Origin of the sequence: Brevibacterium linens (genome assembly GCF_003999335.1) — a bacterium.
Taxonomy (GTDB): domain Bacteria; phylum Actinomycetota; class Actinomycetes; order Actinomycetales; family Brevibacteriaceae; genus Brevibacterium; species Brevibacterium linens.
The window spans coordinates 3,019,810-3,045,188 of the sequence record NZ_CP026734.1; the positions used below are offsets into that span (position 1 = coordinate 3,019,810).

At 64.7% G+C, this 25,379-nt stretch carries 27 protein-coding genes; 14 read left to right on the top strand and 13 right to left on the bottom strand.

The features are described 5' to 3' along the window. The first annotated feature begins 143 nt into the window (after positions 1-143). Genes CXR29_RS13640 through CXR29_RS13655 form a run of 4 tightly spaced genes read left to right on the top strand, consistent with a single transcriptional unit; the run spans position 144 to position 4,408 of the window. On the top strand, positions 144-656 hold the full coding sequence (locus tag CXR29_RS13640) for a (2Fe-2S)-binding protein (protein ID WP_127364818.1): 513 nt from the start codon (positions 144-146) through the stop codon (positions 654-656). After that, positions 653-1,687: an FAD binding domain-containing protein gene (locus CXR29_RS13645; protein WP_127364819.1), complete on the top strand. Its 1,035-nt coding sequence runs from the start codon at positions 653-655 to the stop codon at positions 1,685-1,687. The genes CXR29_RS13640 and CXR29_RS13645 overlap by 4 nt, the downstream gene beginning before the upstream one ends. Continuing rightward, positions 1,680-3,752: a xanthine dehydrogenase family protein molybdopterin-binding subunit gene (locus CXR29_RS13650; RefSeq protein ID WP_127364820.1), complete on the top strand. Its 2,073-nt coding sequence runs from the start codon at positions 1,680-1,682 to the stop codon at positions 3,750-3,752. Before CXR29_RS13645 ends, CXR29_RS13650 begins: the two co-directional genes overlap by 8 nt. Next, complete coding sequence (locus CXR29_RS13655) at positions 3,749-4,408, top strand: nucleotidyltransferase family protein (protein WP_127364821.1); 660 nt, start codon at positions 3,749-3,751, stop codon at positions 4,406-4,408. Before CXR29_RS13650 ends, CXR29_RS13655 begins: the two co-directional genes overlap by 4 nt. A 63-nt stretch (positions 4,409-4,471) precedes the next feature. On the opposite strand, the gene CXR29_RS13660 is transcribed toward CXR29_RS13655, so the two are convergent. The 4 genes from CXR29_RS13660 to CXR29_RS13675 all read right to left on the bottom strand — a co-directional run bounded on the left by CXR29_RS13660 (position 4,472) and on the right by CXR29_RS13675 (position 8,878). Continuing rightward, positions 4,472-5,182 (bottom strand): glycosyltransferase family 2 protein, encoded by a 711-nt coding sequence (locus CXR29_RS13660; RefSeq protein ID WP_101543496.1) that lies wholly within the window; start codon positions 5,180-5,182, stop codon positions 4,472-4,474. Continuing rightward, on the bottom strand, positions 5,179-6,609 hold the full coding sequence (locus CXR29_RS13665; protein ID WP_241241462.1) for a PIG-L family deacetylase: 1,431 nt from the start codon (positions 6,607-6,609) through the stop codon (positions 5,179-5,181). The genes CXR29_RS13660 and CXR29_RS13665 overlap by 4 nt, the downstream gene beginning before the upstream one ends. Continuing rightward, entirely contained in the window at positions 6,581-7,639 is a 1,059-nt protein-coding gene (locus tag CXR29_RS13670) for a hypothetical protein (protein WP_127364822.1), read from the bottom strand. Before CXR29_RS13670 ends, CXR29_RS13665 begins: the two co-directional genes overlap by 29 nt. A gap of 180 nt (positions 7,640-7,819) precedes the next feature. Next, positions 7,820-8,878: a hypothetical protein gene (locus tag CXR29_RS13675; protein WP_241241463.1), complete on the bottom strand. Its 1,059-nt coding sequence runs from the start codon at positions 8,876-8,878 to the stop codon at positions 7,820-7,822. Between the two features lie 211 nt (positions 8,879-9,089). Here CXR29_RS13675 and CXR29_RS13680 point away from each other — a divergent pair, with 211 nt between their 5' ends. Next, entirely contained in the window at positions 9,090-9,368 is a 279-nt protein-coding gene (locus CXR29_RS13680; RefSeq protein ID WP_127364823.1) for a DUF3263 domain-containing protein, read from the top strand. Between the two features lie 33 nt (positions 9,369-9,401). Here CXR29_RS13680 and CXR29_RS13685 read toward each other — a convergent pair whose 3' ends face one another. Together CXR29_RS13685 and CXR29_RS13690 are read right to left on the bottom strand one after the other, a co-directional pair. After that, entirely contained in the window at positions 9,402-9,593 is a 192-nt protein-coding gene (locus CXR29_RS13685) for a hypothetical protein (RefSeq protein ID WP_127364824.1), read from the bottom strand. Next, the gene (locus CXR29_RS13690; RefSeq protein WP_101555741.1) at positions 9,593-9,874 is read right to left on the bottom strand and encodes a MerR family transcriptional regulator; all 282 of its coding nucleotides are present in this window, start codon (positions 9,872-9,874) and stop codon (positions 9,593-9,595) included. The genes CXR29_RS13685 and CXR29_RS13690 overlap by 1 nt, the downstream gene beginning before the upstream one ends. Before the next feature lie 135 nt (positions 9,875-10,009). Here CXR29_RS13690 and CXR29_RS13695 point away from each other — a divergent pair, with 135 nt between their 5' ends. After that, a complete protein-coding gene (locus tag CXR29_RS13695) occupies positions 10,010-10,441 on the top strand; it encodes an Hsp20/alpha crystallin family protein (RefSeq protein ID WP_101555761.1) in 432 nt (143 codons plus the stop codon). Positions 10,442-11,232: 791 nt separating this feature from the next. On the opposite strand, the gene CXR29_RS13700 is transcribed toward CXR29_RS13695, so the two are convergent. The 4 genes from CXR29_RS13700 to CXR29_RS17355 all read right to left on the bottom strand — a co-directional run bounded on the left by CXR29_RS13700 (position 11,233) and on the right by CXR29_RS17355 (position 14,387). Next, complete coding sequence (locus CXR29_RS13700; RefSeq protein WP_127364825.1) at positions 11,233-12,381, bottom strand: XdhC family protein; 1,149 nt, start codon at positions 12,379-12,381, stop codon at positions 11,233-11,235. A 54-nt stretch (positions 12,382-12,435) separates the two neighbouring features. After that, positions 12,436-12,846: a DUF3224 domain-containing protein gene (locus CXR29_RS13705; RefSeq protein WP_127364826.1), complete on the bottom strand. Its 411-nt coding sequence runs from the start codon at positions 12,844-12,846 to the stop codon at positions 12,436-12,438. A gap of 103 nt (positions 12,847-12,949) precedes the next feature. Beyond that, on the bottom strand, positions 12,950-14,206 hold the full coding sequence (locus CXR29_RS13710; RefSeq protein WP_206516219.1) for a phospholipase D-like domain-containing protein: 1,257 nt from the start codon (positions 14,204-14,206) through the stop codon (positions 12,950-12,952). 37 nt (positions 14,207-14,243) lie between these two features. Beyond that, positions 14,244-14,387, bottom strand: coding sequence for a GPGG-motif small membrane protein (locus CXR29_RS17355; protein WP_164742832.1), 144 nt, complete (start codon positions 14,385-14,387; stop codon positions 14,244-14,246). A 263-nt stretch (positions 14,388-14,650) separates the two neighbouring features. Here CXR29_RS17355 and ku point away from each other — a divergent pair, with 263 nt between their 5' ends. The 3 genes from ku (at position 14,651) to CXR29_RS13725 (ending at position 17,175) form a co-directional block, all read left to right on the top strand. Then, on the top strand, positions 14,651-15,553 hold the full coding sequence (ku, locus tag CXR29_RS13715; protein WP_127364827.1) for a non-homologous end joining protein Ku: 903 nt from the start codon (positions 14,651-14,653) through the stop codon (positions 15,551-15,553). A 121-nt stretch (positions 15,554-15,674) separates the two neighbouring features. Continuing rightward, positions 15,675-16,091 carry a ChaB family protein gene (locus CXR29_RS13720; protein WP_127364828.1) on the top strand — a complete coding sequence of 139 codons (417 nt, stop codon included), beginning with the start codon at positions 15,675-15,677 and terminating at the stop codon, positions 16,089-16,091. Positions 16,092-16,281: 190 nt separating this feature from the next. Further along, positions 16,282-17,175 (top strand): SDR family oxidoreductase, encoded by an 894-nt coding sequence (locus CXR29_RS13725; protein ID WP_127364829.1) that lies wholly within the window; start codon positions 16,282-16,284, stop codon positions 17,173-17,175. A 66-nt stretch (positions 17,176-17,241) separates the two neighbouring features. Here CXR29_RS13725 and CXR29_RS13730 read toward each other — a convergent pair whose 3' ends face one another. Beyond that, positions 17,242-17,817 (bottom strand): MarR family winged helix-turn-helix transcriptional regulator, encoded by a 576-nt coding sequence (locus CXR29_RS13730; protein WP_241241464.1) that lies wholly within the window; start codon positions 17,815-17,817, stop codon positions 17,242-17,244. A gap of 53 nt (positions 17,818-17,870) precedes the next feature. Between CXR29_RS13730 and CXR29_RS13735 the strand changes: the two genes are divergently transcribed. The 5 genes from CXR29_RS13735 to CXR29_RS13755 are packed head-to-tail and all read left to right on the top strand — an operon-like array spanning position 17,871 to position 22,597. Then, positions 17,871-18,911, top strand: coding sequence for a polyprenyl synthetase family protein (locus CXR29_RS13735; protein WP_127364830.1), 1,041 nt, complete (start codon positions 17,871-17,873; stop codon positions 18,909-18,911). Beyond that, positions 18,908-20,158, top strand: a complete 1,251-nt coding sequence (locus CXR29_RS13740; RefSeq protein ID WP_127364831.1) for a cytochrome P450 — start codon at positions 18,908-18,910, stop codon at positions 20,156-20,158. The genes CXR29_RS13735 and CXR29_RS13740 overlap by 4 nt, the downstream gene beginning before the upstream one ends. Then, complete coding sequence (locus CXR29_RS13745) at positions 20,155-20,586, top strand: lycopene cyclase domain-containing protein (RefSeq protein ID WP_127364832.1); 432 nt, start codon at positions 20,155-20,157, stop codon at positions 20,584-20,586. Before CXR29_RS13740 ends, CXR29_RS13745 begins: the two co-directional genes overlap by 4 nt. Then, positions 20,583-20,930 (top strand): lycopene cyclase domain-containing protein, encoded by a 348-nt coding sequence (locus tag CXR29_RS13750; protein ID WP_127364833.1) that lies wholly within the window; start codon positions 20,583-20,585, stop codon positions 20,928-20,930. The genes CXR29_RS13745 and CXR29_RS13750 overlap by 4 nt, the downstream gene beginning before the upstream one ends. Beyond that, positions 20,927-22,597 (top strand): FAD-dependent oxidoreductase, encoded by a 1,671-nt coding sequence (locus tag CXR29_RS13755; protein WP_127364834.1) that lies wholly within the window; start codon positions 20,927-20,929, stop codon positions 22,595-22,597. Before CXR29_RS13750 ends, CXR29_RS13755 begins: the two co-directional genes overlap by 4 nt. Positions 22,598-22,628: 31 nt before the next feature. Here CXR29_RS13755 and crtI read toward each other — a convergent pair whose 3' ends face one another. Together crtI and CXR29_RS17720 are read right to left on the bottom strand one after the other, a co-directional pair. After that, a complete protein-coding gene (gene crtI / locus CXR29_RS13760; RefSeq protein ID WP_127364835.1) occupies positions 22,629-24,287 on the bottom strand; it encodes a phytoene desaturase family protein in 1,659 nt (552 codons plus the stop codon). Then, positions 24,284-25,216 carry a phytoene/squalene synthase family protein gene (locus tag CXR29_RS17720; RefSeq protein ID WP_101595567.1) on the bottom strand — a complete coding sequence of 311 codons (933 nt, stop codon included), beginning with the start codon at positions 25,214-25,216 and terminating at the stop codon, positions 24,284-24,286. Before CXR29_RS17720 ends, crtI begins: the two co-directional genes overlap by 4 nt. Between the last annotated feature and the right edge of the window lie 163 nt (positions 25,217-25,379).

Consider the following 25,379-nt stretch of genomic DNA (forward strand, 5'->3'; position numbering starts at 1 on the left):
TTTCACCGTACTTCGCGCCGATCATGTGCAACAGGGGGTGCGGGGCCGCCCGAACGCCCTCGGCGCCGGTGAACCCCCTTGTCGCGGCTTCCGAACGGGGTTAGGTTTGACAGACGTCGACAATGCTGTCTGGAGGCTCTCACATGGGACATTCGCTGCACCTCACCGTCGACGGCCAGGAGCACACTCTGGTCGTGGATTCCAGAACCACTCTTCTCGATGCGCTGCGGGACCGGTTGGGGGTGATGTCCGCGAAGAAGGGCTGCGACCACGGCCAATGCGGGGCCTGCACCGTCCTCGTCGACGATCGTCGGCTCAACTCCTGCCTGGCGCTCGCGCTCACCCACGACGGTGCCGAGGTCATGACCGCCGACGGTCTGGCCCCCGAGGGTGAACTCTCCACTCTGCATCGGGCGTTCCTCGCCCACGACGCGTTCCAGTGCGGGTACTGCACACCGGGGCAGGTGTGCTCGGCCGCAGGCATGCTGGCCGAAGCCGCCGACAACGCACCGAGCGTGGTCACCGAAGACCTCGAGGGACCAGTCGAGCTGTCCGAGGAGGAGATCCGCGAGCGAATGAGCGGCAACCTCTGCCGCTGCGGAGCCTATGTCAACATCGTCGCGGCCGTGCGCCGAGCCGCAGAGGAGTCACGATGAATCCCTTCGACTACGAACGCGCCGCCGATGCCGCCGGAGCCGTCACGACTGTCACCGATCGTCCCGATGCGGTGTTCCTGGCCGGAGGTACGAACCTCGTCGATCATCTCAAACTGGGCGTCGCAGAACCAGGTCTCGTCGTCGAAATCAATCGTCTCGAGCTCACGGAGGTCGAGGCACTCGACGACGGGGGCCTGCGGATCGGTGCGATGGTGCGCAACAGCGACGCCGCCGCCGACCCGCACATCCGACGCGACTACCCGATGCTCGCACGTGCCCTGCTCTCCGGTGCCTCCGGTCAGCTGCGCAACGCGGCCACGATGGGCGGGAATCTGCTGCAGCGCACCCGGTGCGTGTACTTCCAGGACACCTCGACCCCCTGCAACAAACGCGAGCCCGGTGCCGGCTGCTCGGCCATCGGCGGCTACACCCGCTACCACGCGATCCTCGGTGCCTCAGCGGACTGCGTGGCCACGCATCCCTCCGATATGGCCGTCGCTCTGGCCGCACTCGATGCCACAGTCGTCGTCCTCGGTGCGACCGGTGAGCGCCGGATCCCGGTCACCGAGCTTCACCGGCTGCCCGGGGATCGCCCTGAGCAGGACACAGTCCTCGAGCATGGCGAACTCATCACGGCACTCGAGCTCCCTCCCCCGCGGCCCGGCGCCTCGACGTACCGGAAGATCCGCGACCGCGCCTCCTACGCCTTCGCTCTCGTCTCCGTCGCGGCCCGAGTCGACGTCGACACCGCAGGGCGAGCGCCGGTCATCCGTGAAGCCGCGATCGCCCTCGGCGGCGTCGCCCACAAACCCTGGCGTGCCCGCGCCGCCGAGGCGGTGCTGCGGGGGGCGGAACCGACTGCCGAGACGTTCCTGGCAGCAGCCGACGTCGAGCTCGAGGCGGCGGAACCCCTCGACGGCAACCGCTTCAAGGTCCAGATGACTCGCGGCGCCATCTGCACCGTGCTCGCCGAGCTCACCGGAGTCCCGGAAGCTCTGCCGGAATCGACCACGGAGGACACCCATGAGTGACCTGCTTACGACCACAGCCGTCGGTACCCATCAGGTCCGCCTCGACGGCCCGGCCAAGGTCCGCGGCCTCGCCCCCTACGCCTACGAGCATCCCCTCGACGATCCGCTCTTCCTCTACCCGCTGCAGGCGCAGATCGCCCGTGGGCGGGCAGCGCACATCGACCCTTCCGCAGCCGAAGCTGCGGAGGGAGTGGTGCATGTGCTCACCCACGACAACGCCCCCAAGCTGGCGGACACGGATGACGGTGAGCTCGCGATCCTGCGCTCTGCCGAGATCGGATTCCGAGGCCAGTACCTCGGTGCCGTCATCGCCACCACCCCCGAACAGGCCCGCCACGCGGCGAGCCTCATCGAGATCACCTATGTGCAGGACGATCACGACGTCGAGCTGCGCGAGGATCACCCTGCTTGCCGGGAACCGGAGTCCGGCAGCGGGGATGTGCGCACAGGCGATGTCGACACGGCCCTCGCTGAGGCGGCCGTATCCATCGATGAGCGCTACAGCACCCCCATGGAGCACAACAATCCCATGGAACCGCATACCACCGTCGCCCGCTGGGACAGAGACGAACTGACCCTGTGGACCTCGACGCAGGGCGTGCACCCCGCACGCGCGACATTGGCGCCGATCCTCGGGGTGGAGCAGGAGAAGATCCGCATCATCTCCCCGCACGTCGGCGGCGGCTTCGGCTCCAAGGGCCTCCCCCACGCGGATATGATGCTCGCTGCCCTCGCGGCGCAGGCGGTGCCGGGTCGACCCGTGAAATATGCCGTGACCCGGCAGCAGATGTTCTCGATCACCGGCTATCGAGCTCCGACCCTGCAGCACATCCGTCTGGGCGCGAGAGCCGACGGCACGCTCACGGCCTTCGCTTATGATGCGATCTCCATGTCCTCGCAGACCAAGGAGTTCCCCGAGGAGTCGACGAAGCCGGGCCGCATGATGTACGCAGGCGACAACCGCCGCCTCACCCAGCGAGTGGTTCCGCTCGACGTGCCGGTGCCCTCCTGGATGCGTGCTCCCGGCGAGGCTTCAGGCATGGTCGGACTCGAAATCGCCATGGACGAACTCGCAGTGGCCGCCGGCCTCGACCCCATCGAGCTGCGGGTGCGCAATGACCCGACCACGGACCCGGACACCGGGCTGCCGTTCAACCAGCGCCGCCTCGTCGACTGTCTGCGAGAAGGAGCAGACCGTTTCGGCTGGGAGAAGCGGAATCCGCAGCCGCGCGCCCGGCGGGAGAACGGCTGGTTCATCGGCATGGGCGTGGCCTCTGCGACCTACCCGGCAGGCAGGCAGCCGGGCTCTGTCGCGCGGATCCGCCGCACTCCCGAAGGCTTTGAGGTCTCGATCGGTGCCGCCGATCTGGGCACCGGGACGTGGACCGTCCTGTCTCAGACTGCCGCGGACGCTCTCGGCGTTCCCATCGGGCAAGTCGAGCTGCGAATCGGCGACACCGCGCTGCCGAACGCGACCGTGGCCGGCGGATCCACGGGTTTGGCGAGTTGGAGCACGGCGATCGTCTCCGCAGCCCAGGAGCTCCGTTCCGAGCACGGAGCCGATCCTGCCGTCGGAGCCGAGGCCCACGGTGAAGCCGAGGCCAATCCCGCGGCGGAGAAGTTCGCCCTACACTCTTTCGGAGCCCATTTCGCCGAGGTCCGCATCCAGCCGACCACCGGTGAGATCCGACTCGACCGCATGTTCGGCATGTTCTCCGCCGGTCGGATCGTCAACCCGATCACCGCACGCTCACAGTTCATCGGCGGCATGACCATGGGCGTCGGGATGGCTCTGCATGAGAAGGGCGAGCTCGACCCGCGCTTCGGTCACGTAGTCAACCACGACCTCGCGGAGTATCACGTGCCCGTCAACGCCGACATCACCGACATCGAGGCAGATTGGCTCGATGAGAAGGATCCGCTGGCCGGTCCCCTCGGCGCGCGCGGCGTCGGTGAGATCGGCATCGTCGGTGCCGCAGCCGCGATCGCGAACGCAGCCTTCAACGCCACCGGAGTCCGAGTCCGCGATCTGCCGATCTTCGGCGACGCGTTCCTGCCGACGTGAGCGGCGAGACCGGGTCGACTCCTCCCAAACGACCCACCACCGGTCCCCCGAGAGGACTCGTCCTCGCCGCCGGAGCGGGGCGACGCCTCGGCCGAGGGCCGAAGGCACTGCTGACGCGGGAGGATGGACTCACCCTGGTGGAGTCGATGGTCCTCACCCTGCTCGACGGTGGCTGCCGGGACGTCACAGTCGTCACCGGAGCCTGCAGCGAGCAGGTCGCGCGCCTGCTGGCCGGGTGTGACCGCGTGTCCGTCGCGTTCAACCCTGACTGGTCTTCGGGTATGGGTTCCTCGCTGCGCCGCGGCCTGCAGGCGATCGGCCCCGGACCCGACGTCATGGTCACACCTGTGGACCGTCCCGGAATCTGTGCGGCGGAAGTCGCTCGTCTCATCGCCGCCCATCGTCCCCGTGCGATCACCGCTGCGGGCCACTGTGATGCGAATGGGTCGCTGCGCCGCGGTCACCCTGTGCTCTTCGACGAGAGCTGGACGAGCCAGGCGGCTGCCGCCGCGCACGGCGACGTCGGTGCCCGCGACCTGCTCGAGACGCACAGAGCTGTCGTCGACCTCGTCGACTGCTCCGACCTCGACGACGGGGCCGATGTCGATGTGCCAAAGGACCTGCACAGGCTGACAGTCGTCAGTTCTCGCGATTAGCTCTAGGTTGTCGGGAACAACTCGGCCGGGGGCGGCCTGAAGTGCTGTGAGCAGAGTCGGGTCTCATCGAAGGCTCTGCATAAAGCTGCTGAAGCCTCCCTCCGCGCGTCCCTCCAGACGGGCCGAGGTGAGAACCCGGCAGGTATCGGTGCGTCTCACGTTTCCCCCCGCGCCGAGCACTGCAGCAACGGTTGCGGCATCTTCGCCAAGTGGCAGCTGAGGCATGCCGCCGATGATGTTGAGATACGAGCCTCGAATGCCCAGGTTCGCGCCGAACACGTAGGGGTGGTCCTCAAGTAACGTGTGGTGAGAGTGCCATTTCGCGATCAGCGCTGCCGACCCGGTATCAGGTCGCGGCGACACTGTGCCGACTAGGCAGTCGCTTCCGGCTTCCGCCAAGGCAAGATGCGTCGTCAGCCAGTGAGTGGGAACTCTGCTGTCCGCATCGGTGAACGCAATCCATGTCAGGTCGAAGTTGACATCACGATCAGCTTCAACCATCTGCTTGAAGTGATTCCAGGCGAAATTCCGGGCACTGCCCACGTTCTTGAACGACGTCTCAAGTATCGTGACTTGTGGATGCTGTTCGGCGAAGTCTGCGACGCGGCTCACCGTTTCGTCGGTACAGGCATCGGCCACGACGAGGATTCGAGTGGACAATGGCGCGAGCCCATCAGGGACCTGAGCACACGCTTGGGCCACCGAGTCGAGACAGCCGAGGATCTCGTCTTGTTCATTGTGAGCCGGGATGACAATGCCCAAGTGCGTGATCACTCAACGGCTTCCGCAGGGAGGAAATCGTCAGTTTTGTCCACCGTCACGATATCGAGACGATACTCGGCCTCGAAGCGAAAATCGGTCCGCAGTCGGGGCCAGTAGTCCAGGCACGCGTCATGGACTTCATCGGCGGTCAGAGGCCAATCTTCGATGTCACCCTTCCAATGACAGAGAACGAGCACAAAGCGCGATGGGGTTGATTCATCAATGCGTTCCAACGTTCGTTGCAGCTGTGCACGTGTCAGATAGAAGCCGGTCTCTGAGAGGACGACGCAGTCGAAATGCCCTTCGGGCCATTCGTATGGGACAGTGGCGTGCAGGAAGGCTATTTCGGCTGCAGCGGTCGTCTGCAGACGTTTCGCTGTTTTCAGCGCCTCGCAGCTGGCATCGACAGCTGTCACTCTGACGCTGTAAGCGGCAAGCTCTCTAGTCAAAGCGCCGACTGAACAACCGATCTCGAGAATGTGGGAGAACGAGGTCGACGGGAGGTGGGACACAAGGGTCTCGCGTTTGGCGATTTCGTATTCAGAGTCCCATACCGTCCACGGATCGCTCCGTTCTCTGTGCACATCATCGAACACCGCCGACGCAGTGGACGCATCATTGATCCGCGAGCCTATTCCCTCCTGACCAGAGCTCGGCGATGCCTCACCGGATCTGAAATCCGTGATCACGAAAGTATCGTGGCTCCGGATGAAGTGCTCCAAATGGGCGCTGGTGAGGATCGCTTCGTCCCCGTGCTGATCCGACAGCGCTTCTGTCTGCGACGGGTAACACGCGAGCAGAGCATTTCGATCGAGACCCTGTGGGTCGGCTAAGAGCTGCCAGGCCTGCCACCGTGGGTCTGTGGGAGCAGCCCAGTGCCAGAACCAGATGGGATATTCGAGTACTACGGCATGATGTGATCGCCCGATGTCCAGCGCCGCGGCGCCCACCGCCTCGTGGTCACAGTGCCCATCCCGGCTGTAGGGGGCAACGAGTGTCACCGGCCCATGTGATCGTGCGATCTCCTGTCGGATCACGTCTCTGATCTGGCTTGAATATTCGGGCAGCTGACCGTCGGGCAGATTGAGAAAACGACTGGAGTGCGCCTTGTCGAAGGTGCTCAGCGCACGATCGAACTCCTCCAGACGGATGCTTTTGAGCTGATCGCCGGTATACGTCGGCGACTCAGGGTGCGATTTCTCGCCTGCGCTGAAGAGTAGGACTTTCAGCTGGCAGCTCCACTCATCGGCACGTGCGAGCAGCGCAGCGGCTCCCAGCGCTTCATCGTCTGGGTGTGCGGCAAGGACGATGATGGTTCCGCCTGTGGCGATTGTGCTCGCCGGAACCGCCGGAAGGTCAAGGGCACCCGCCTGCACCCATGCATCTTCTCCGGTGCTGCGGTCTTGGTGGCTAAACCTCATCGACATCTGACTCTGCACAGATATTCTCGCCCAAAGCAGCTTCGTCCCGAGGCCCGTGATGCTGACTGAGGTAGACGGTGAGATCAGCGTCAGCTTTGGCAAATGCCGCATCACTCGTCAGAACCGCGGGACCGGCCAGCTCCCTGCTCAGAAGCTGGATCCGTTGGGCACTGCGGTATATGTTGTTGCGAACTCTCAGAGCCAGTCTCCACGCGTGTTCTCGCGAGAACTTCTCATCCCCATCCGCTGCAGCAGCAGTTTGCGCCAACATGGTGCGGACCGCGAAGATCTCAGCATCAAGCTGCCCGAGCTGCATCTCTCCCATCGGCGAGCGCCCAGCCCTGTTCAGGTGGGTTTGGGCTGCACGCCGGGCCAGTCCCAAAGCTCCACCGAACCAGCAGGCTGCCACGCGAATCCCGCCCCAAGCGAAAGAGGGGCGGTCAAGGTACCAATTCGGGGGGCCGACACTCGTCGCCGGTGCTCGGTCGAAGACGACTGAGCCGCTCGGGATTTCTCTGAGACCCAGACTCGGCCAAGCACCTGTCTGCGGTCGTACACGAGGGTGCCGAAGATTCACCGCGTAGGCTCGGTTCCCGTCGCTGCCGCTGGCGATGACGATCGCGTGGGTGAGTTCCGCGGCCAAAGAGCACCAAGCTTTCGTGCCGGTGAGGAGGTTTTCCGAACCGGCATCGATCACGTTCACGCGATGTGTGGGCAGGTCAGCCGCGTACACGCCCCAGGCCGAATCGGGGTCAGGTGTTTCGTGTCCGGCCTCGGCGAGGATGCCCAGAGCGTCGACGTGGGGTTCAAGCATACGAGCGACGCCGATGTCGATCGCAGCCAGTTGAAGCAGCCTTTCCCATTGATCGATCTGAGGTGAACACCCTGTGAGCTGCAGAAGACGGGCAAGGGCGGTGATCTTGTCGACAGTGGACGCACTGCTCGTGACGACCTCGGAGAGATCATCCCTGAAGTCTGGAGTTTCCCACCACGGTTCGAACGGTGTAGGGATGATCCGAGACGAGGTTGAGTCGAACAAGGTTTCCATTTCACGTCTTTCAGGCAGAACATTTCGTCGGAACTCGGTGTGTGGTGAACACGCAGGAGGCAGTCGGAGGTGATGGCTCTGAACACGCTTATATCTCAGGTGGGTGCAGATACCCAATTTCAGCCGGCTCTTCCACATCACCCCAATGAGCAGACTAGCGGCATGCTTGGCAGATCTCAGTCAACTGCTCTCCACCGTGTCGTCGGCATCCGTGCTGTTGTCTGTATAGACTCGTTGCCGCATCCGCTGGCCATGAGTCAGTTTCTGCACGTCGGCATCAGTGTCGAAGCTGGCACCGATGCCGCCGGCGACCACACCCATAGCTGCGCTGAGCCATGCGATATCGAGGTAGTTGGTGAATGACGCCTCTTGCTGAATCTGTTGGGTCATAAATGCCGGATCGATAACGACGAGGCCGCCCAGAAGAATGAGGACGACCAGTGTCGCGTAGAGAGCGATCACAGTGATCAGCAGTGTGAGGACCGTGGAGAGGTTGTAGTACATGACCACCGTGGCCAGACGTTCGTTGACCGGTCGATCCCAGAGTTTGTGACTGGCGATCAACCAGGCGACCATCACTACGATAGCGAGCGCGCCGATTGAGAGCAGCCGGAGGGTGGACAGGTAGGTCGACATCTGCCAGATCGAACTGTAGAAGATGCCGAAAGCTCCGGTTGCCGAGGCTGCTGCGAGGGCTCCTGAGAGTTTCGGAGCCGTGCGCCAAGGTTCGTTGGCAATCGTCATCCCCATAATAAGGCGTGGGCCTCCGGTGATGGTGTGGGCGTGCAAGGACTGATGGCTGGAGTCTTCATTGTTCGACCAGTTCGACCATCCGAGCAGAAATTTGCGCGTCGTGGCTTCGGGGTCCCACGGGACCAACTTGTTCACTGAGCTCATCATGACTTTGATGATGCGGCGCTTGGTGGCCCACGCGCCGAGTGTGGGGCATGAGACGACCGCAAGGTTGCGGTCAGAGTAGACTTCGGCGATCAGAGGATCGCCCTGGGTGTGCCGTGGGATCTCTGTGAGGATGAGGATGATGTTGACGTCGGGGTAATCAGCGCGGAGGTCTTCGACTGCGTCTAGAGCCAGCTCGCGCTCGGGTGTCAGATAGACCGTGTCGGTGCGAGTGTGCAGCGTCGTTGTGACCCCATACGCCTCGCGCAGATAGCGCTCTAACGTGGAGTGGATGGAAGCCGCTCGCCTGCTGGGCAGACCCGGGTCGGCTACGACCAGCACTTGAAGAGCCTGGGATGAGGTGGTGAGCAAAATGTCCTCCGCTACTCGACCAGCGAGTTGTATAGAAGATTGTTCTGGTTCCGAAGTCTACTGAGCATAATCACTATGGGGTAGTCCTACATGTCAGCTTCGCCGTCTGAAGCTCTATCGCCAGCGCAGCCGCTGACACCTGCTACGCGGCGTCGAATTCCGCTGTGTCACAATGGTCTCCATGGTCCCCGGCACTGTACACGAGCTGTCCGAGCATGATCGGTTGATCCTCGACCTCGAGAAGACTGCGCCTACTGCGGCGGGGCGAGACGAGTTGTGCCAGCGAATCGAACTTCCGGCAGAGAGGTACGCCATCGTGCTCGAGGGGATCGTGGATACGGACGCCGCATACGGTTACGCGCCGGACGTTGTGGAGCGGGTGAGGCGGTTGCGGGCGGAACGGTTCGCATTCGAACGCCGGCACGGCCGATGGAAGAAGCAGGGCAACTTCCCCCTCTAGCCCGAGATGCCGCCCTCAGATCAGCGCGGCTTCTCACCCGTCTTCATCATCAACCTCTACAACGATGGATTGATCGGCAACATCGCCCGCATCCGCCTCGCGGATTGTTCCCCAGCGAGGCTCAGCCTCTTCGTAACCGTCGTCGATATGCGTTGCGGCGTCGACGAGCTGTTCGTTCCAATCCGGTCCGGGCACTTCAACGCCGGGGCGGACACTGTCTGCCATCACTGCATCCTCCTCAATTCGTACCGAAGCGAGGTGTTCTCATCCTGGAGATCGAGAATGATTCCGATGCTAGCGAGATTCGCGCCCACGTCAACCAGCTCCCGCACACGCCGCAGACGAGCAATATCCCCGCGACTGAACCGCCGCGTCCCACCCTCACTGCGCACAGGCGTCACGAGGCCACGAGCCTCGTACTGCCGCAACGACTGCACACCGACACCAGTCAACTCCGCGACCCGCGAAATCGAGAACAAGCGCCCACCAGACTCTGAAGTCGCCATCTCCCCATCTCCCAAAATTCCTCCCGAAACAATGTTGACATTCGCATTCTGATCGACTAAATCATATGTCTATCAGATGATATAGATCATATCATCTGCACGAATCCACCATCCAGCAAAGGAGGTTTCACAATGATTATGATGCGCACAGACCCATTCCGCGAAGTCGAACGCCTGAGCAGAGAAATCTTCGGAGCCACCGGCACAACGGCTCGCCCCGTAATGATGCCGATGGACGCCTGGCGCGACGGCGATACTTTCCGCGTCGAACTCGACCTGCCAGGGATTGATCCTGACAACATCGACCTTGACGTCGAGAACAACGTCGTCACCGTCAAAGCTGACCGGCCCGCCCCCGACCACGGGGAGTCCTCGGTCGCGGCAGAGCGGCCCCGCGGGACCTTCAGCCGTCAGCTCGTCCTCGGCGACAACCTCGACACCAGCAACATCACGGCGAACTACGACGCCGGTGTGCTCACACTCAGCATCCCGGTCGCGGAGTCGGCGAAACCCCGCAAGATCGCCATCAACTCAGGCTCTGCTGAACCGGCAGCCATCAGCGCCTAACTACAACTGGTGGGGTGTTCCCATGCAGACGTGTGCACCAGACGTCCAGCTGGGTATCGATGCTGCGTTCTGGGCGATCATCCTCAGCGACCGCGAACTGCGCGACCTCGACACGAGTCACCACACAGATGATGAACCGCGGGTTATGACTCATTGCGAGTGCCGGGCCTTCAGGCACTCCGCACCGTGGCAGCTGTTCCGGTCGCCCGGCCTCTCAGCAACGCAGGTTATCGCCCGCCGAGTCCTCGCTTGTCAGCGCTCTCCTCCCCGGTTCAACGGCGCTGACATCTTCGATGAAAGGAGGTGAGACGTTTCCGCACCCAGGATGAGCTATACAGCCCTGTGGTCACGTCCGCAAGTCTTTCCACCAGTGTGCTCGACGCAAGATGCGCGGCAGTGACGTCACAATGACGACGAAATGATGCGGGCCCGTCCACGGCTTCCCCTTCTGGCCCCGGGTTATCCCCCGGGGCCAGACCATGTTCGGTTGAGATGAGAAACGAGGAGAACGTGTTCGTCAGCTTCTTGGAGAGACTGTTGATTGTCTGGCCCTGGCACGCTCGAGCACTCGCTCGCGCACTTATCGGCAAAACGGCCACAGTCCGCCATCACCCATGACTGAGCGATCATCGCATATGAATGCTTCCTAGCACTCGTCATGGGTTGTAGTCCTGAAGGTGAGGTCGTATCGCACGCTAGGGGCAGGCACTACGAGGAACAACAGAATGCTACGACTCACATATCGAAGTCGATTGCGAAGATGCTGCCAGCGACTGGCGACTCGTTTCCCCTCAGTGAAGAGGCGAATCTTCCCGTTCGTCGCTGAGGGGAACGACCTGTCGGCGGCCACCGCGTACAGCGAGGATCTCTGCGAGGATCGACACAGCCACCTCGGCCGGGGTGAACGTCTCCAGATGGAGACCGATCGGCGAATGCAACCGTGCCAGTGCTGGGCTCGCCACTCCTGCTTCACGCAGCGCCGCACGCCGGTCACGGTCGCTGCGGCGCGAGCCCATCGCCCCGACATACGCCACATCGAGGTCGAGCGCGGCGGTCAGGGTGGGGACGTCGACCTTCGGATCGTGACTGAGGACGCAGATCATGCTGCGCTCGTCGACGTCCCCGGTCTCGACCGCCTCGGCAAGGAATCGGTGCGGCCACGCTCGGACCACCTCGGCGCCGGGAAACGATGCCGGGTCGGCGAAGGCCGGACGGGGGTCGCACACGGTGATGCGCAGGCCCAAGGGCCTGGCCGCCTCGACGAGGGCGAGACTGAAAGCGTTGGCGCCGACGACGAGGAGATGGGCCGGCAAGGTGCGGGTCTCGACGAACAGTTCGATCGGTTCGCTGCCGCCCTCGGGCGGGGCGAGACGGACCGGTCCCGTGCGTCCTTTGCGGATGCGGGCTCCGACACGGTGGGCGGCGGTATCGAGCACCGAAGTCGGCACCAGGGCGTCGAGGCCGAGGGTGAGATCGTCGATGCCGGTCACGCTGCGTTCGTCTCCCGAGTCGGCAGCAATGAGCGCCACTGGGGCACGAGCGTCGTCGGCGGAGGGCAGCCGCAGCACCATGGCAGCCGGCTCGCTTCCGCCGGCGTCAGGCCGCAGGCAGTCATCACCTGACCGGAAGGGCTGGATGAGCACATCGATGCGGCCACCGCACATCAGACCGACGGCGAAGGCATCGTCATCGCTGTAGCCGAACCTCTGCACCGAGGCGTCCCCGGTGGCGAGCGCGTCCTGACACGCCTCGAGCACGGCTCCTTCGACACATCCCCCGGTGAGGGAGCCGACGATTCCGCCGACGGCATCGACGAGCATCGAGGTCCCCGCCGGGCGCGGAACCGACCCTTCGGTCGCGATGATCGTCGCGACGGCGACATCCTGCGGCTCCTGCGAGTCGAAGAGCCGCGTCGCAGCGGCGGAGAGAACGTCGAGCATGGGCCGAGACTATACCGTCGGGAACGTCACCGACAGAGCCTTGACGCGAACGGACTATTCGGGCAGTTCGTACGTCAGCCAGACACGATGGGTGCCGTCGGCTTCGTTCCTCAGTCCGCCGGTCCCAGTGATCCCGGCCAGATCTCCGGTGCCGCTCGACGGGATGATGACGAACGATTCGTTGGCCCGGTCCTCACCGGTGGTCGTCGCCGAATGGGTGAAGTTGAAGGTGCCCGTGCGTTCGTGCAGCTTCCCTGCGAACGACTCCATGGCGACATAGCCGCCGACGTCGGTCGAATGGTCCACAGCGAAGGTGAACAACGTCGTCGAGTGCCCGTTGACTTCGCCGGTGAAATGCTTCTCCATCCGCGCGAGACCGACCGGGGTGGCCGTGGTCGGCGTCTCCTCTCGCGGAAGATCGACGGGGGTGAACGTTTCCACGGTGAATGCTCCTGATGCGTCCATGCATCGGCCCTCTCTGCTGGCAGGTCCTCTCGTTCACGCTACCCTGAAAGTGACCGGGATGGGAGCGCACACGAAGACAGGTACGAAGAGCGAGGAAATCTTCTCAGAGCCAGGGGCGCATCGGCACCAGGGCACGTTCGGCAAGCTTCGCCAGTCGATGGCGGTTGAGCCAACCCGCTCCGAGTTCGACGCAGTGCGTGGAGTCGCTTTCGAACACCTTCTCCATCTCGGCCGCGAACGACGGGTCGATGACTTCGACATTCGTCTCGTAGTTGTATGACAGTGACAGTCGATCGATGTTCGCTGTGCCCACCGTCGACCATTCGCCGTCGACCGTGGCGACCTTCGAATGGATCATGCTCGCGGTATAGAGCAGAACCGTGACCTCCGAATTGATCATCTGCTCGAAGAATCCCCGGGAGAGCCAATCGCCGAGGATGTGGTTCGACTGCTGGGGAACCATGACACGCACGTCCACGCCACGCTCCGCCGCCTCGATCAGAGAGCGGAGCAGCTGCTGGTCGGGAATGAAATAGGGAGTCGTCAGCCAGATCCGCTCCCGCGCGCGAGCAAAGGCGTTGAGGTACGTGTTGCGGATCGGGTAGACGAGGTGGACAGGAAGGTTCGCAGAGACGCGCAGCTGCGACTCCCAGGCCGCAGGCGGGACCCAGGAGATCTGCTCGTCCGAGTCGTGGAACGCGTTCCACACTTCCGCGACGGACTGTCGCAGCGCCCACGCTCCGGGCCCGATCGAGCGCAGATGGGTGTCGCGCCAATGGCGAGCGTAGAGCGATCCGATGTTGAAGCCACCGACGAAGGCCACATCGTCATCGATGACGAGGATCTTCGAATGGTTGAATCCCGAATGACGCAGAGGTCCTCTCCAGAACTTGCGCCTCAGAGTCGGCATCCGGAGCACGTGGATGTCCGCCGAGAGCCTACGATAGAAAGAGGCCGGGACCGAAAGGTTGGCGAAGCCGTCGTAGATCAGGTGGATCTCTACGCCGCGGGCGGACGCTGCATTGAAAGCGTCGATGAATCTCTGCCCCACCTCGTCGTTCTTCCAGATGAACGTCTCCATGAGGATCGACTCACGTGCGGAGTCGATCGCATCGACCATAGCGTCGTAGAGGGTGGCGCCGTCGGTGTAGATGTCGAGCTCTGACTGCTCGACCGTCGAGCTGAACGTGCCCGGCCGCGGCGCAGGGCGCGATTTCCGCCCTCGCTGTTGGATGAGGTCGATGGCCATCGAGGCCGCGACGGTCGTCGGCACTGCAGCGGCCAGGCCGGCGGCCGTCCAGGGCACGATTCGCCGCAGACGGCCAAGATGGCGGAGGGACGGGATTTTCAGAGCAGACATCCGCTCACTCTATCCCTTCCGGGCCCGTCCGCCTGTCTCAGGTGAAGATGCTCACTCCCCCGGGCCCGACGAGGCAGCCGACCACGATGAGCACAACACCCCAGAGAATCTGCTTCCTGAAGATGGCGAAGATTCCTGAGATGACGAGGATCGCTGCGAGGATCCAGAGAATGACTGCCATGAGTACTCCTTTACTCGATGATTGCGAAGGCCGCTGTCCGGCAACCAGTTCGCGTTCGAACCGCCAATCTAACACCCCTGCGCTGCACGGACGGAATCGGCAGCCGGACGGCGGTGCCTCACCAGTAGGTCCGGAGGTGATCACTATGGGTGAAGTCCAACGCGAAGCAACTGGGTGTCTCCGGCGGCCAGAAGTCGCCACCGACCCGCTGCAGATCGCCAAGGGGCCTAGCCAGTGCTCGAAACCTGCGTTTCAATGGGGTAATGAGAGCTATCTGGACCGGATCCATCGCCTTCGGCCTCGTGAATGTGCCCGTGAAGCTGTACTCGGCCACGGAGAACCACGACGTGAGAATGCACCAGGTCCACGCGAAGGACGGCGGGCGGATCCGCAATCAGCATCGGTGTGAGAAGTGCGGGAAGACCGTCGAATACGACGACATCGACAAGGCCTATGACGACGGCGAACATCGGGTCGTCCTCACCGACGAAGACTTCGAGGCCCTTCCCGCAGAGGACAACGACGACATCGACGTCCTCCAGTTCGTGCCCAGTGACGACATCGACCCAATCATGCTGGAGAAGTCCTATTTCCTCGAGCCGACGTCGAAGACGCCGAAAGCCTACCTTTTGCTGCGCCAGACGCTTGAGGACACGGAGCGGACCGCGATCGTCAAACTCACCCTGCGCACCAGGACGCGCCTGGCCGTGTTGCGAGTGTGCGGAAAAGTCCTCATGATTCAGACCCTGCGCTGGGCCGATGAGCTCCGTGACGTCGACTTCAGGGGCGTGAACTCGAAGGCAAAGATCTCGGGCAAAGAACTCGAGATGTCAAAGAAGCTCGTGGAATCGTATTCCGAGGACTTCACCCCCGAGGAGTTCAGCGACGATTACCAGGTCGAACTGCGCAAACTCATCGACGCGAAGATCGAATCGGGCGAGAGCTTCGATGTCGAGAAGACCTTCGCCGAGGACGACGCCGAGGAGGACTCCGGAGGCGACGTCATCGACCTTATGGAGGCCCTGCGCAAGTCCGTGGACAGTTCTCGATCATCGAAGAAGGGGTCATCGGGTAAGAAGTCGAGCGCGAAGGCGAGCACAAAGAAGACCTCGTCGAAGAAATCGGAATCGAAGAAGTCGTCATCCGCGAAGAAGCGCACCGGATGAGGAGACTCGCCCGAGGAAGCTGCAGGAGGAGACCCCATGCATCCGTCCAGAGACCCGCCGACGGAGACACAACACCCGTCTGACCGAAACGACAAACCGATCGCGAAGGAGCTGTTCCACTATGCCGAAGACGACGAAGACAGGAAAACCGAAGGTGAACGAGCTGCCCTCGACACTGGAGAAGTCGAGCAAGAAGGCGCAGCGGACCTTCACCAAAGCCTACGACTCGGCCATCGACCAATACGGAGACGAGAAGCGCGCTCACCAGGTCGCCTACGACGCACTCAAGCACAGCTATGAGAAGATCGGGGACAAATGGGAAGCGAAGGCCTCCTCCGGCCCGTCGGACGCGCAGAGCTCCGGCGGCAAGAACACCGACCGCAATACCGCCGGCGGAGTCGACGCGAACGCCTCGAAGGACCACCTTTACGAACAGGCGAAGAAGCTCGGCATCTCGGGACGCTCGTCGATGACGAAGAACGAACTCGTGGAAGCGCTCGAGCAGGAGAGCAAGCGCAAGACGAAGCAGAATTCCTGAAACCGCCCCGAAGCGGCGAAACCGAAGCGGCATGAGGAGATCTTCCGACAGGCGAACGCCGGTACTAGCGTGGGGGCCTCGGCACCGCTGCCCCGGCAACGGCGCCGATGACTCACCCACCGGTAAGGAGATTCCCATAGCTGCCTGCGACACCCGCGGAAACGACCGTCAACGATAAAGGAGGAAGACGATGAGCGACCAGCTGACCTTCCAGGACCCCACCACTCGCTTTCCCGACATCACGCCGCCGAAGCAGGATCAAGCCGAACCGGGCCTCGACGCGAAACTCATCCCCGGCACAGATCGCGGTGAGGATAGTTACACCGGCACAGGAAGGCTCCGCGGCCGCAGGGCACTCATCACCGGCTCTGACTCCGGCATCGGAGCCGCGGTTGCGATCGCCTTCGCCCGAGAGGGAGCCGACGTCGCCCTGTCCTATCTGCCCGCCGAGGAGGAAGACGCCCAGCACGTCTGCGAGATCATCCGAGGAGCCGGCCGCAGAGCTGTGCCGCTGCCGGGCGATCTGGCAGACCGCAACACCTGTCGCGAGGTGGTCCGACAGGCTGCCGAAGAACTGGGCGGACTCGACGCTCTGGTCAACAACGCCGGCCGACAGATCGCCGTCGACGACATCACCCAGCTCTCGGACGAGCAGTGGGAGAACACGTTCAGGACGAACATCCATGCGATGTTCCGGATCTCCCAAGCCGCGCTCGAGTACCTCGAACCCGGGGCGACGATCGTCAACACGACCTCCGTCCAGGCCTACTCGCCCTCCGCGCATCTCGTCGACTATGCATCGACGAAGGCGGCGATCAACAACTTCACGAAGGGTCTGGCCACTCAGTTAGCCCCGAAGGGGATCCGGGTGAACTCCGTGGCACCGGGGCCGATCTGGACCCCGCTGCAGGTCTCCGACGGACAGCCGAAGGAGGCGCTGCCGCACTTCGGCAAGAACACTCCGCTGGGCCGGGCCGGACAGCCGACTGAGCTCGCACCTGCGTACGTCTTCCTCACCTCGTCGGAGTCGAGCTACGTGATCGGTGAGACCCTCAACGTCAACGGCGGCCAGCCCACCCCCTGATCGTCGGCTCCAGGGATGATCGTCGAAGCGGTGGGGCCCGAAGCGAGAGGAGCGCCGCATTTGCCCTTAGGCCCGGTGCTCTCCCGGTCGGCCGTTCGCGTCGTCAGCCAGCGGGCCCTGCGGGCGGTCGGCTTCGGTCATGGCAGAGAGGAACCGCAGCACGGTCTCGCGCTCCCGCCTGTTCAGGGCCGCGATCACGTCGAAGCGACGGGCATGCTGGCGGCCCACCGACTCGTGAGCTGCCTGCGCGGTCTCCTCCGTCACCTCGATGCTGGTGGTGCGCCTGTCGTGGGGGTGGGGAACCCGGATCAGGTGCCCACCGGTGACGAGGCGATCGACGAACTTCGTCGTCGAGGCGCTGGAGATCCCCACAGCAGCAGCGATGTCCTTGGGAGTGACGATGAGCCCCTGCCGCTGTGCGCGGACGAGCAGGCGGATGGTGCGCATATCACTGTCGTTGAGCTGCATGTACCGCCGCGACGCCTCGGCGAGGTCGCGTTCGGCCTCGTGCCACTGCCGCAGGGCCTCCATCAGCGCGGTGCACTCCGCGACCTCGGACTCGGACAGGGCCGAGCGATCGGAGAACTCCGATTCATTCGAAAAATAAGTCAGGCCAGCTGCCTTCGAGTCTGCGGACGGCACGCTGACAGCATACCGCTGACGTGTTAGATTGAACTCTCGCCTGGCTAAAGAAATTGGAGAGCGTCCTGACCGTCGAATCCCGCCTCGTCGAAGTCCTCGCCGCTGCTCGGCGACGCTCTCAAGTCCGAACTCAGCAGTACGAGCAGCTCTGGCAAGCGCTGTCGAGGATGGCGCTGGGCGGAAAGATGATCAGGCCCCGCCTGCTCATTGATGCCCATGAGGATCTCGGAGGGACGGCGACGTCAGCCGCGATCGACGCCGCCGGCGCGATGCAGCTGCTGCACATCGGCCTGATCATCCACGATGACGTCATCGACAACGACACCGTGCGTCGAGGGGAGATGAACATCACCGGTCAGTTCTCCTCCGAGGCCATGCTCCTCGGAGCCACGAGCGCCGCAGCACAGACCTGGGGAATCTCCTCGTCCCTGCTCGCCGGTGACCTCATGCTCAACGAGGCCCAGTCCCTCCTCGCGCGTCTCGACCTCGACGCCCCGCGCCGACTCGCCGTGCTCGATATCTACGATGAGACGATCGCCGAGAGCGTCGCCGGAGAACAGTCCGACGTGTGGCTGAGCCTCCACCTCGACGAGGCCGACTCCGAAGACGTGCTCACGATGATCGGATGCAAGACCGCCTCCTACTCGTTCGAAGCCCCGCTGGCCATCGCCGCTGTCCTCGCCGGAAGCGACGCCAGCCTGGTCGAGCGGCTGCGCGCCATCGGCCGCCGCATCGGCATCGTCTACCAGCTCAGAGACGATGTCCTCGGAGTCTTCGGCGACGAGCAGGAGACGGGCAAATCCGTACTCGGCGACCTCCGAGAAGGCAAGGAGACCCTGCTCATCAATACGGCCCGAGCCCATTCGGCCTGGTCCCAGGTCGCTCATCTCTTCGGCGACCGGGGCCTCGACGCCGAGGGTGGCCTCCGGCTGCGGCAGGTCATCGAGGAGTCCGGGGCGAGGGCATACGTCGAGTCGATGATCGCCGAGCACTGCGAGACCATCACTGGGCTCCTCGCCGAGGCGGAGCTTCCGCAGGCGCTTGCGGGCAGACTCGCGGACCTCACCTCCGCCTGCAGTCTGAGGTGCGCATGAGCGGGGCCGATCGGTGCCGGCCGAGCCGACGGGCGGTGCCCAGCGATGAGCCGGCCGGTCCCCCGGTCGAGCAGGTGCTTCTCGATCACGGTCCCGACCTCTGGCGCATCCGCTCCTTCGACGCCGCCCGCCAGGTGCTGCGGGCCCGACACCTCACGACGCAGGCCGGATTCACCGCAGAGCGTATCCCTCGCGGCGTCTTCCGCCGCCACCCGATCCTCATCTCCGACGGGGAGCCCCATGACTCGCAGCGCCGAGAGCTCGCCCGCTTCTTCGCCCCCGCTGTGATCGCCGACAGGTACGGCGAGCGCATCGATGCTCTCGCGCAGGACACGGTCGACCGGATTGCCACGGCCGGCCGGTGCCGTCTCGACGAGGTGGCTCTGCACTTCTCCGTGGCCGTGACCTCCGAAGTCGTGGGACTGACCGAATCCTCCATCACGGGCATGTCGCGGCGGCTCGAGGGATTCTTCACCCAGCCGCCGGTCGACCTCGCCGCTCCCGGTTGGGGGCGGACCCGGAAGCAGTGGCTGCAGGCTGCGGTCAATGGTCTTGTCCCGATCGCTCAGTTCTTCCTCGCCGACGTCCGTCCGGCGATTCGGGCCCGGCGCCGCAGGGAGCGCGACGACGTCCTGTCCCATCTCATCGGGGCCGGACACAGCACGACGGACATCCTCGTCGAGTGCGTCACCTACGGCACGGCCGGGATGGTCACCACCCGCGAATTCATCACTATGGCGTGCTGGCACCTGCTTTCAGATGACAGGCTCGGGTCGGAGTACCTCGCGGCCGATCGGCCGCGGCGCTTGGAGATCCTCGAGGAGATCATCCGCCTCGAACCCGTCGTCGGCCACCTGTTCCGACGCGCGCAGACCGACATCGAGGTGACGGCACCGGATCGCACCGTGACGATCCCTGCCGGGGACCTCATCGACGTCTGCGTCCGCGCGACGAACACCGATGAAGAGGCGATGGGGCCCGAGCCGCATTCCCTGTGCCCGGCTCGGCACCCTGCCGCAACCGTCCCGGCTGTCGGCATGAGCTTCAGCGACGGTGCGCACAAGTGCCCGGGGCAGTCGCTGGCGCTGTTCGAGACCGATGCGCTCGTCCACCGCCTGCTCGGCCGCGGCCCGCGACTGGTCGCCGAGCCGGAGATCGGCTGGGACAGCGTCATCTCCGGCTACCGGCTGCGCGGACTCCAGCTGGCCTTCGACGAGGGCTCCTGCCCGGAGAGGAGACTGTCGTGAGCGCCTTCGAGTATCTGCTCCTGATGGGGGCCTGTGTGCTCGTCACCCTGCCCCTGGAGCTGTTCTTCCGGGCTCGGGTGTACCGCCGGTGGAGAACCGTGCTGTGGGCGCTCGTGCCCGTCATCGTCGTCTTCTGTCTCTGGGACGTCGTGGCCATCGCCCGCGACCATTGGGTGTACAACCCGCGGTTCGTCACCGGCATCCACCTCGGCAACCTGCCGCTCGAGGAGCTCGTGTTCTTCATCGTCATCCCTCTGTGCGCCCTGCTCAGCTATGAGGCGGTCGGCACCGTGCTCACAGCTGTACGCAAGCGCGTCAGGCCCGAAAGTCCGCCCCGCCCAGACAGTTCGCCCCGGCCCGCCGGCCAGCCCCGGCCACAGGAGCACACTGGCAGGCGCTCCGAGTCCGGAGGAGGTGACGAACGATGAGTATCCCCGAATACACGATCATGACCGTCATCGGAATGATCCTCGTCGTCGGCCTCGAGCTGTTCGTCTTCCGCTCAGGCGTCTTCCGCCGGGCGAAGTACTGGGCGGCGCTGAGCATCTGCCTGGTCTTCCAGTGCTTCGTCGACGGCTGGCTGACGAAGCTTTCGGATCCCATCGTCATCTACAATCCGCAGGGTCTGAGCGGCATCCGGTTCCCGTGGGACATCCCGATCGAGGATTTCGGCTTCGGCTTCGCCATGATCACCGCCGTCCTCATGCTCTGGCAGTGGCGCCTCAACCGACAGACTGTTTCAATGTCCGCTACCGGAGAGGAGAACACATGAGCCGTCCTGCCTCCCAGCCGCGCCCCCGCGACCGGCACGCGATCCTCACCCCCTCCCACCCTGGCCGTCCGCGACTGCTGCGGCCCAAGCGGGTGACCGTCGTCGGCGGAGGCATCGCCGGACTGGCCGCGGCCACGGTCCTCGCCGAGCACGGGGCCACTGTGCACCTGGTCGAAGCCGAATCCAGCCTCGGCGGACGGGTCCGGGCCTGGAGCCTCGACGGGGGCCGGACTATGAGCCGCGGATTCCATGCCTTCTTCCGCCAGTACTACAACCTCCGCAGCCTGCTCGCACGCACCGATCCCGGCCTCGACCGGCTGGTCCCGGTCACGGACTATCCGCTCGTGGGTCGGGACGGTCTGCGCGACTCCTTCGCCCGGATTCCGCGGACTCCCCCGCTCAGTCTCGCGGGATTCGTGCTCACCAGCCCGTCCTTCCCGCTGCGCGGTCTGGCCGACGTCGACCTGACGACGGCGTTCGAACTCATCGACGTCGACTTCCCGGACTCCTATCGACGCTACGACGGAGAGTCGGCCGAGCAGTTCCTCGACCGGCTGCGGTTCCCGGTCGGGGCGCGGCATCTCGCGCTCGAGGTCTTCGCCCGCTCGTTCTTCGCCCACCCCGCGGACTTCTCCGCCGGGGAGCTCGTCGCGATGTTCCACACATACTTCACTGGCTCCGCCGAAGGGCTGCTCTTCGACGTCCCCGACGACGACTACGACACCGCACTGTGGTCGCCCCTGAGCGAATACCTCGCCGAGGCGGGGGTGCGGATCGAGACCGATACCGCGGTCAGCGCGCTCCGCCCTCCGGACAGAGCGGGCCGCACCGGGTGGCGCGTCGAGACGACGGGCGGGACGCTCGAGAGCGATGCGCTCGTGCTCGCCGCCGATCCGCGGAGCACTCGGACGCTGCTGGCAGGACTCGAGGACTCGATCGACGCCGACGCACTCGGACACGCAGCCGGCTCACTGGCAGCGGGCACGGGAGCTCGCGAGCGGTGGCTGAGCAGCGTCACCTCGCAGCGGAACGCCCCGCCGTTCGCGGTGCTGAGACTGTGGCTGCAAGACGAGGTGGATCCGAGCCGCCCGGCCTTCCTCGGCACGACCGGCTATGTGCTGCTCGACAACATCTCGGTCCTCGAACGCTTCGAGGCCGGGGCGGAGAGATGGCGGCACAAGCACGGCGGTTCCGTCGTCGAACTCCACGCCTATGCGCTCGGTACCGCGCATCGGGGCGGCGCGCGAGCGATGCTCGAGCCCGAAGACGTCGACCGGGAAGCCGTGACACGCCAACTGCTGTCCGACCTCCACGCTGTCTACCCAGAGACAGCCGACATCGCCATCACCGCCCAGGAGCTGCTCATCGCCGATGACTGCGCTCTGGCCGACACGCGGGCGTACAACGACCGTCCCGGGGTCACCACTGCGTTTCCCGGACTGGTGCTCGCCGGCGACGCCGTCGCCTGCGAAGCGCCCGTGGCGCTCATGGAACGCGCGGCGACGACGGGATTCATGGCCGCGAACGAACTGCTCGCCGGTTGGCGGGTGGAGGGAACCGAGATCTGGTCGCCGCCTCGGCGCGGTCTGCTCCGGCGGGGCCTCCTCGGCGTACTGCGCGGACGCAGGGCAACGAGGCACAGGCGTGGAGCACCGGCCGGGGGCTGACTGCTGGTCTCAAAGCCCCCCCCTCACCGGCTCAGGTCGGCAGCGGTCCCGGGCTGGAGTCTCCGCGGAGGCGTTTGAGGACGAGCTCGGCGCTGATGAGGCACATCGGCACACCGACGCCGGGCGTCGTCGTGGCGCCGGCATAGAACAGCCCATCGACTGCTTTCGAGGAGTTCTGCCATCGGAACATCGCGCTCTGTCGCAGTGTGTGCGCAGGACCGAGCATTCCGCCGAGCCAGGAGTTGAATCCTTCGGCGAAGTCCGTCGGGCCCTGGGTTCTGCGCACTCTGATCCGCCGGCGCAGGTCTGGGATGTCGGCCCAGCGAGCGATCTGGTCGATCGCACGGTCGGCGGCCGTCTCGATCCGCGGGTCCCCTCCGCCGTCGTCTCCCCCGGCCCCGAGTCCCGCATCGGCGGGGACGGGGATGAGGAGGAAGAGGTTCTCGTGCCCGGGCGGAGCGACAGTGGGATCGGTGGCGCTGGGACGACAGACATAGATCGAGGCCGGCGAGGGGATCTTCTGCCTGGACCCGAAGATCGCGTCGAAGTTCGCCGCCCAGTCCTCGGTGAAGAACAGCGAATGGTGCGGCAGCGCCTCGAGTTCGCCTTCGATGCCGAGGAAGACGAGCACCGCGCCGGGACCGCTCGTCACCGACGTCCAGGAGCGTTCGGGGAAGCTCTGGTCCTCGGGAGAGAGCAGTCTCGTCTCCGTGTGGTGGAGGTCAGCGGCGGAGACGACGACATCGGCAGAATGCGTGTGTGCGCGTCCGTCCTCGTCGGTCCAGTTCAGTCCGGTGATTCGACGTCTGGTTCGGCCGCGCCCGGCTGGCCCGCGCTCGGCTCGACCTCGCCCTGCTGCCTCGGTGTCGATGTGCGTGACATCGGCTCCCGTGTGCAGGCGCACCCCGGAGCGTTCGGCCAACCGGACCAGGGCGTCGATGATCGTATGGAACCCGCCCATGGGGTAACTGACACCTTGGGCGAGGTCGAGCGTGCTCATGAGGTGGTAGATCGCCGGTGCCCGTCTCGGGTCGGTGCCGAGGAAGATCGCGGGGTACTGGAGGATCTGGCGCAGCACCGGATCGTCGAACGAGGCTTCCGCGAAGCCGGCCAGCGACGTCCCCATCTGCCGGACCAGTTTCGGGAGGCCGCCGAGGATGTCCCGATGGAGCAGTGACCGCGGCGAGGTGAAGGGGTTGTAGAGGAAGTGGGCGAGCGCGAGCTCCTTCGTGTGCTCGGCCGAGACGAGATAGTCGTCGAGGGCATCTCCCGCGCCTCGCTCGACGCTTTCGAAGGTCGCCCGCACCCGGGACCTGCCCTGCGGGATCGTCAGTTCTCGCGTGCGCCCCGGGGCTCCCGTGCTCTCATCGACCGGCCCCGGTGGGCTGAATACGGTGTAGCCGGGATCGAGCGTGCGGAGGTCGAGTTCGGCCTCAGCGCTGGTGCCGGCGAGAGCGAAGAAGTGTTCGAAGACCTCGGGCATGAGATACCAAGAGGGCCCGGTGTCGAAACGGAAGCCCTCACGCTCGAACACGCCGATGCGTCCGCCGAGTTCGGTGTTCTTCTCGAACAGGTCGACCGAGTGCCCTTCGCGGGCGAGGAGGATCGCTGTGGCCAGTCCGGCGGCTCCCCCGCCGATGATGCCGGTGCGCGGGCTGCTGTCGGCACCGGAGCCGCTCCGCCGGTTCACTTCCGACCTTCGCGGGCTGAAGTCATGACTGCGTGGGCTGTCAGTCGAGCCTTCACGGCGCTCGGGACCCGCACCCGCTGTCGGTAGAGCTCGGCGACGGGAGTAGAGGCGATCCTCTCGGTGAGCGCGGTGAAGAGCGCGCAGGCGCAGCGGACCGCGGTGCGCGCGTCCTTCGGCAGTCCGGTGATGGCATCCTGGGCGCCGTCGAGCTGCTCCCGGATCGTGTTTACCCATTCGGCTTTCTCAGCCTCGGTGAGTCGGTGTCCGGAGGTGAGGTAGCTGCGGCCGAGGCGCTGATCATCATCGGCCAGGTCGCGCAGGAAGTTGACATTCTGGAATGCCGCTCCCAGCTGCCGTGCGCCGTACTCGAGCCGGGCGACCTCGGCGGGGGTGCGGTCGAGATCGATGAGGAAGACCTTGAGGCACATGAGTCCGACGACCTCGGCGGACCCGAAGACGTACTCGGCATGTTCCTTCGCGTCGAAGCCGCGGACCGGCGACGCGGTCGCCGCCTCGGTCCTACGACCGGAACCTGTGTCCGCAGATTCCAGGTCTGCCCGCATGGAGGCGAAGAACGGGTCGATGAGCTCCGCGTCGATGCCGGCTGCGCGGGCGGTCCGGGCGAAGGCATGGATGACGAGGTTGTCACTGATGCCGTTGCGCAGCGCCGCGTGGGTGGCGGATGCGAACCGGTCCAGCATCTCCCGCTGCTCGGCCTCGTCAAACCCTGCTTCGAGGGCCAGGCCATCGACAATCTCATCGGCAATGCGGACCAGGGCGTAGATATTGCGGATATGGTGCCGGTTTCTGGCTCCGAGCAGTCTGACCGCAAGACCGAAAGAGGTCGAATAGCTCGCGATCACGGCCCTGGACGCATCCTCGGCGGTGCGCGTGTAGAGCTCATCGATGGTGCTGCTTCGCGGCGTCATGTTCGTTAGCTTAGCTAATGAAATGCCCGAGGGGCGAATCTCCCTTGCAGACCGAGGCGACGTCACTCGAGGACGAGGGCCTCGGAGGTCAACGCACTGCAATAGACGAACCCCGCGGATCTGTAAAGACCCTTCCGCACGAGCTTTGCCCTCAATAGCGTGA

Bases quoted from the DNA above. Each gene is read 5' to 3' on its own strand.
- CXR29_RS13755 (WP_127364834.1), top strand. From the start codon at position 20,927: ATGAGCCGTCCTGCCTCCCAGCCGCGCCCCCGCGACCGGCACGCGATC.
- CXR29_RS13720 (WP_127364828.1), top strand. From the start codon at position 15,675: ATGCCGAAGACGACGAAGACAGGAAAACCGAAGGTGAACGAGCTGCCC.
- CXR29_RS13645 (WP_127364819.1), top strand. From the start codon at position 653: ATGAATCCCTTCGACTACGAACGCGCCGCCGATGCCGCCGGAGCCGTC.
- CXR29_RS13640 (WP_127364818.1), top strand. From the start codon at position 144: ATGGGACATTCGCTGCACCTCACCGTCGACGGCCAGGAGCACACTCTG.
- CXR29_RS13725 (WP_127364829.1), top strand. From the start codon at position 16,282: ATGAGCGACCAGCTGACCTTCCAGGACCCCACCACTCGCTTTCCCGAC.
- CXR29_RS13750 (WP_127364833.1), top strand. From the start codon at position 20,583: ATGAGTATCCCCGAATACACGATCATGACCGTCATCGGAATGATCCTC.
- CXR29_RS13670 (WP_127364822.1), bottom strand. From the start codon at position 7,639: ATGGAAACCTTGTTCGACTCAACCTCGTCTCGGATCATCCCTACACCG.
- CXR29_RS13710 (WP_206516219.1), bottom strand. From the start codon at position 14,206: ATGTCTGCTCTGAAAATCCCGTCCCTCCGCCATCTTGGCCGTCTGCGG.
- CXR29_RS13700 (WP_127364825.1), bottom strand. From the start codon at position 12,381: ATGCTCGACGTTCTCTCCGCCGCTGCGACGCGGCTCTTCGACTCGCAG.
- CXR29_RS13740 (WP_127364831.1), top strand. From the start codon at position 18,908: ATGAGCGGGGCCGATCGGTGCCGGCCGAGCCGACGGGCGGTGCCCAGC.
- ku (WP_127364827.1), top strand. From the start codon at position 14,651: ATGAGAGCTATCTGGACCGGATCCATCGCCTTCGGCCTCGTGAATGTG.
- CXR29_RS13650 (WP_127364820.1), top strand. From the start codon at position 1,680: ATGAGTGACCTGCTTACGACCACAGCCGTCGGTACCCATCAGGTCCGC.
- CXR29_RS17720 (WP_101595567.1), bottom strand. From the start codon at position 25,216: ATGACGCCGCGAAGCAGCACCATCGATGAGCTCTACACGCGCACCGCC.
- CXR29_RS17355 (WP_164742832.1), bottom strand. From the start codon at position 14,387: ATGGCAGTCATTCTCTGGATCCTCGCAGCGATCCTCGTCATCTCAGGA.
- CXR29_RS13690 (WP_101555741.1), bottom strand. From the start codon at position 9,874: ATGGCGACTTCAGAGTCTGGTGGGCGCTTGTTCTCGATTTCGCGGGTC.
- CXR29_RS13680 (WP_127364823.1), top strand. From the start codon at position 9,090: ATGGTCCCCGGCACTGTACACGAGCTGTCCGAGCATGATCGGTTGATC.
- CXR29_RS13705 (WP_127364826.1), bottom strand. From the start codon at position 12,846: ATGGACGCATCAGGAGCATTCACCGTGGAAACGTTCACCCCCGTCGAT.
- CXR29_RS13685 (WP_127364824.1), bottom strand. From the start codon at position 9,593: ATGGCAGACAGTGTCCGCCCCGGCGTTGAAGTGCCCGGACCGGATTGG.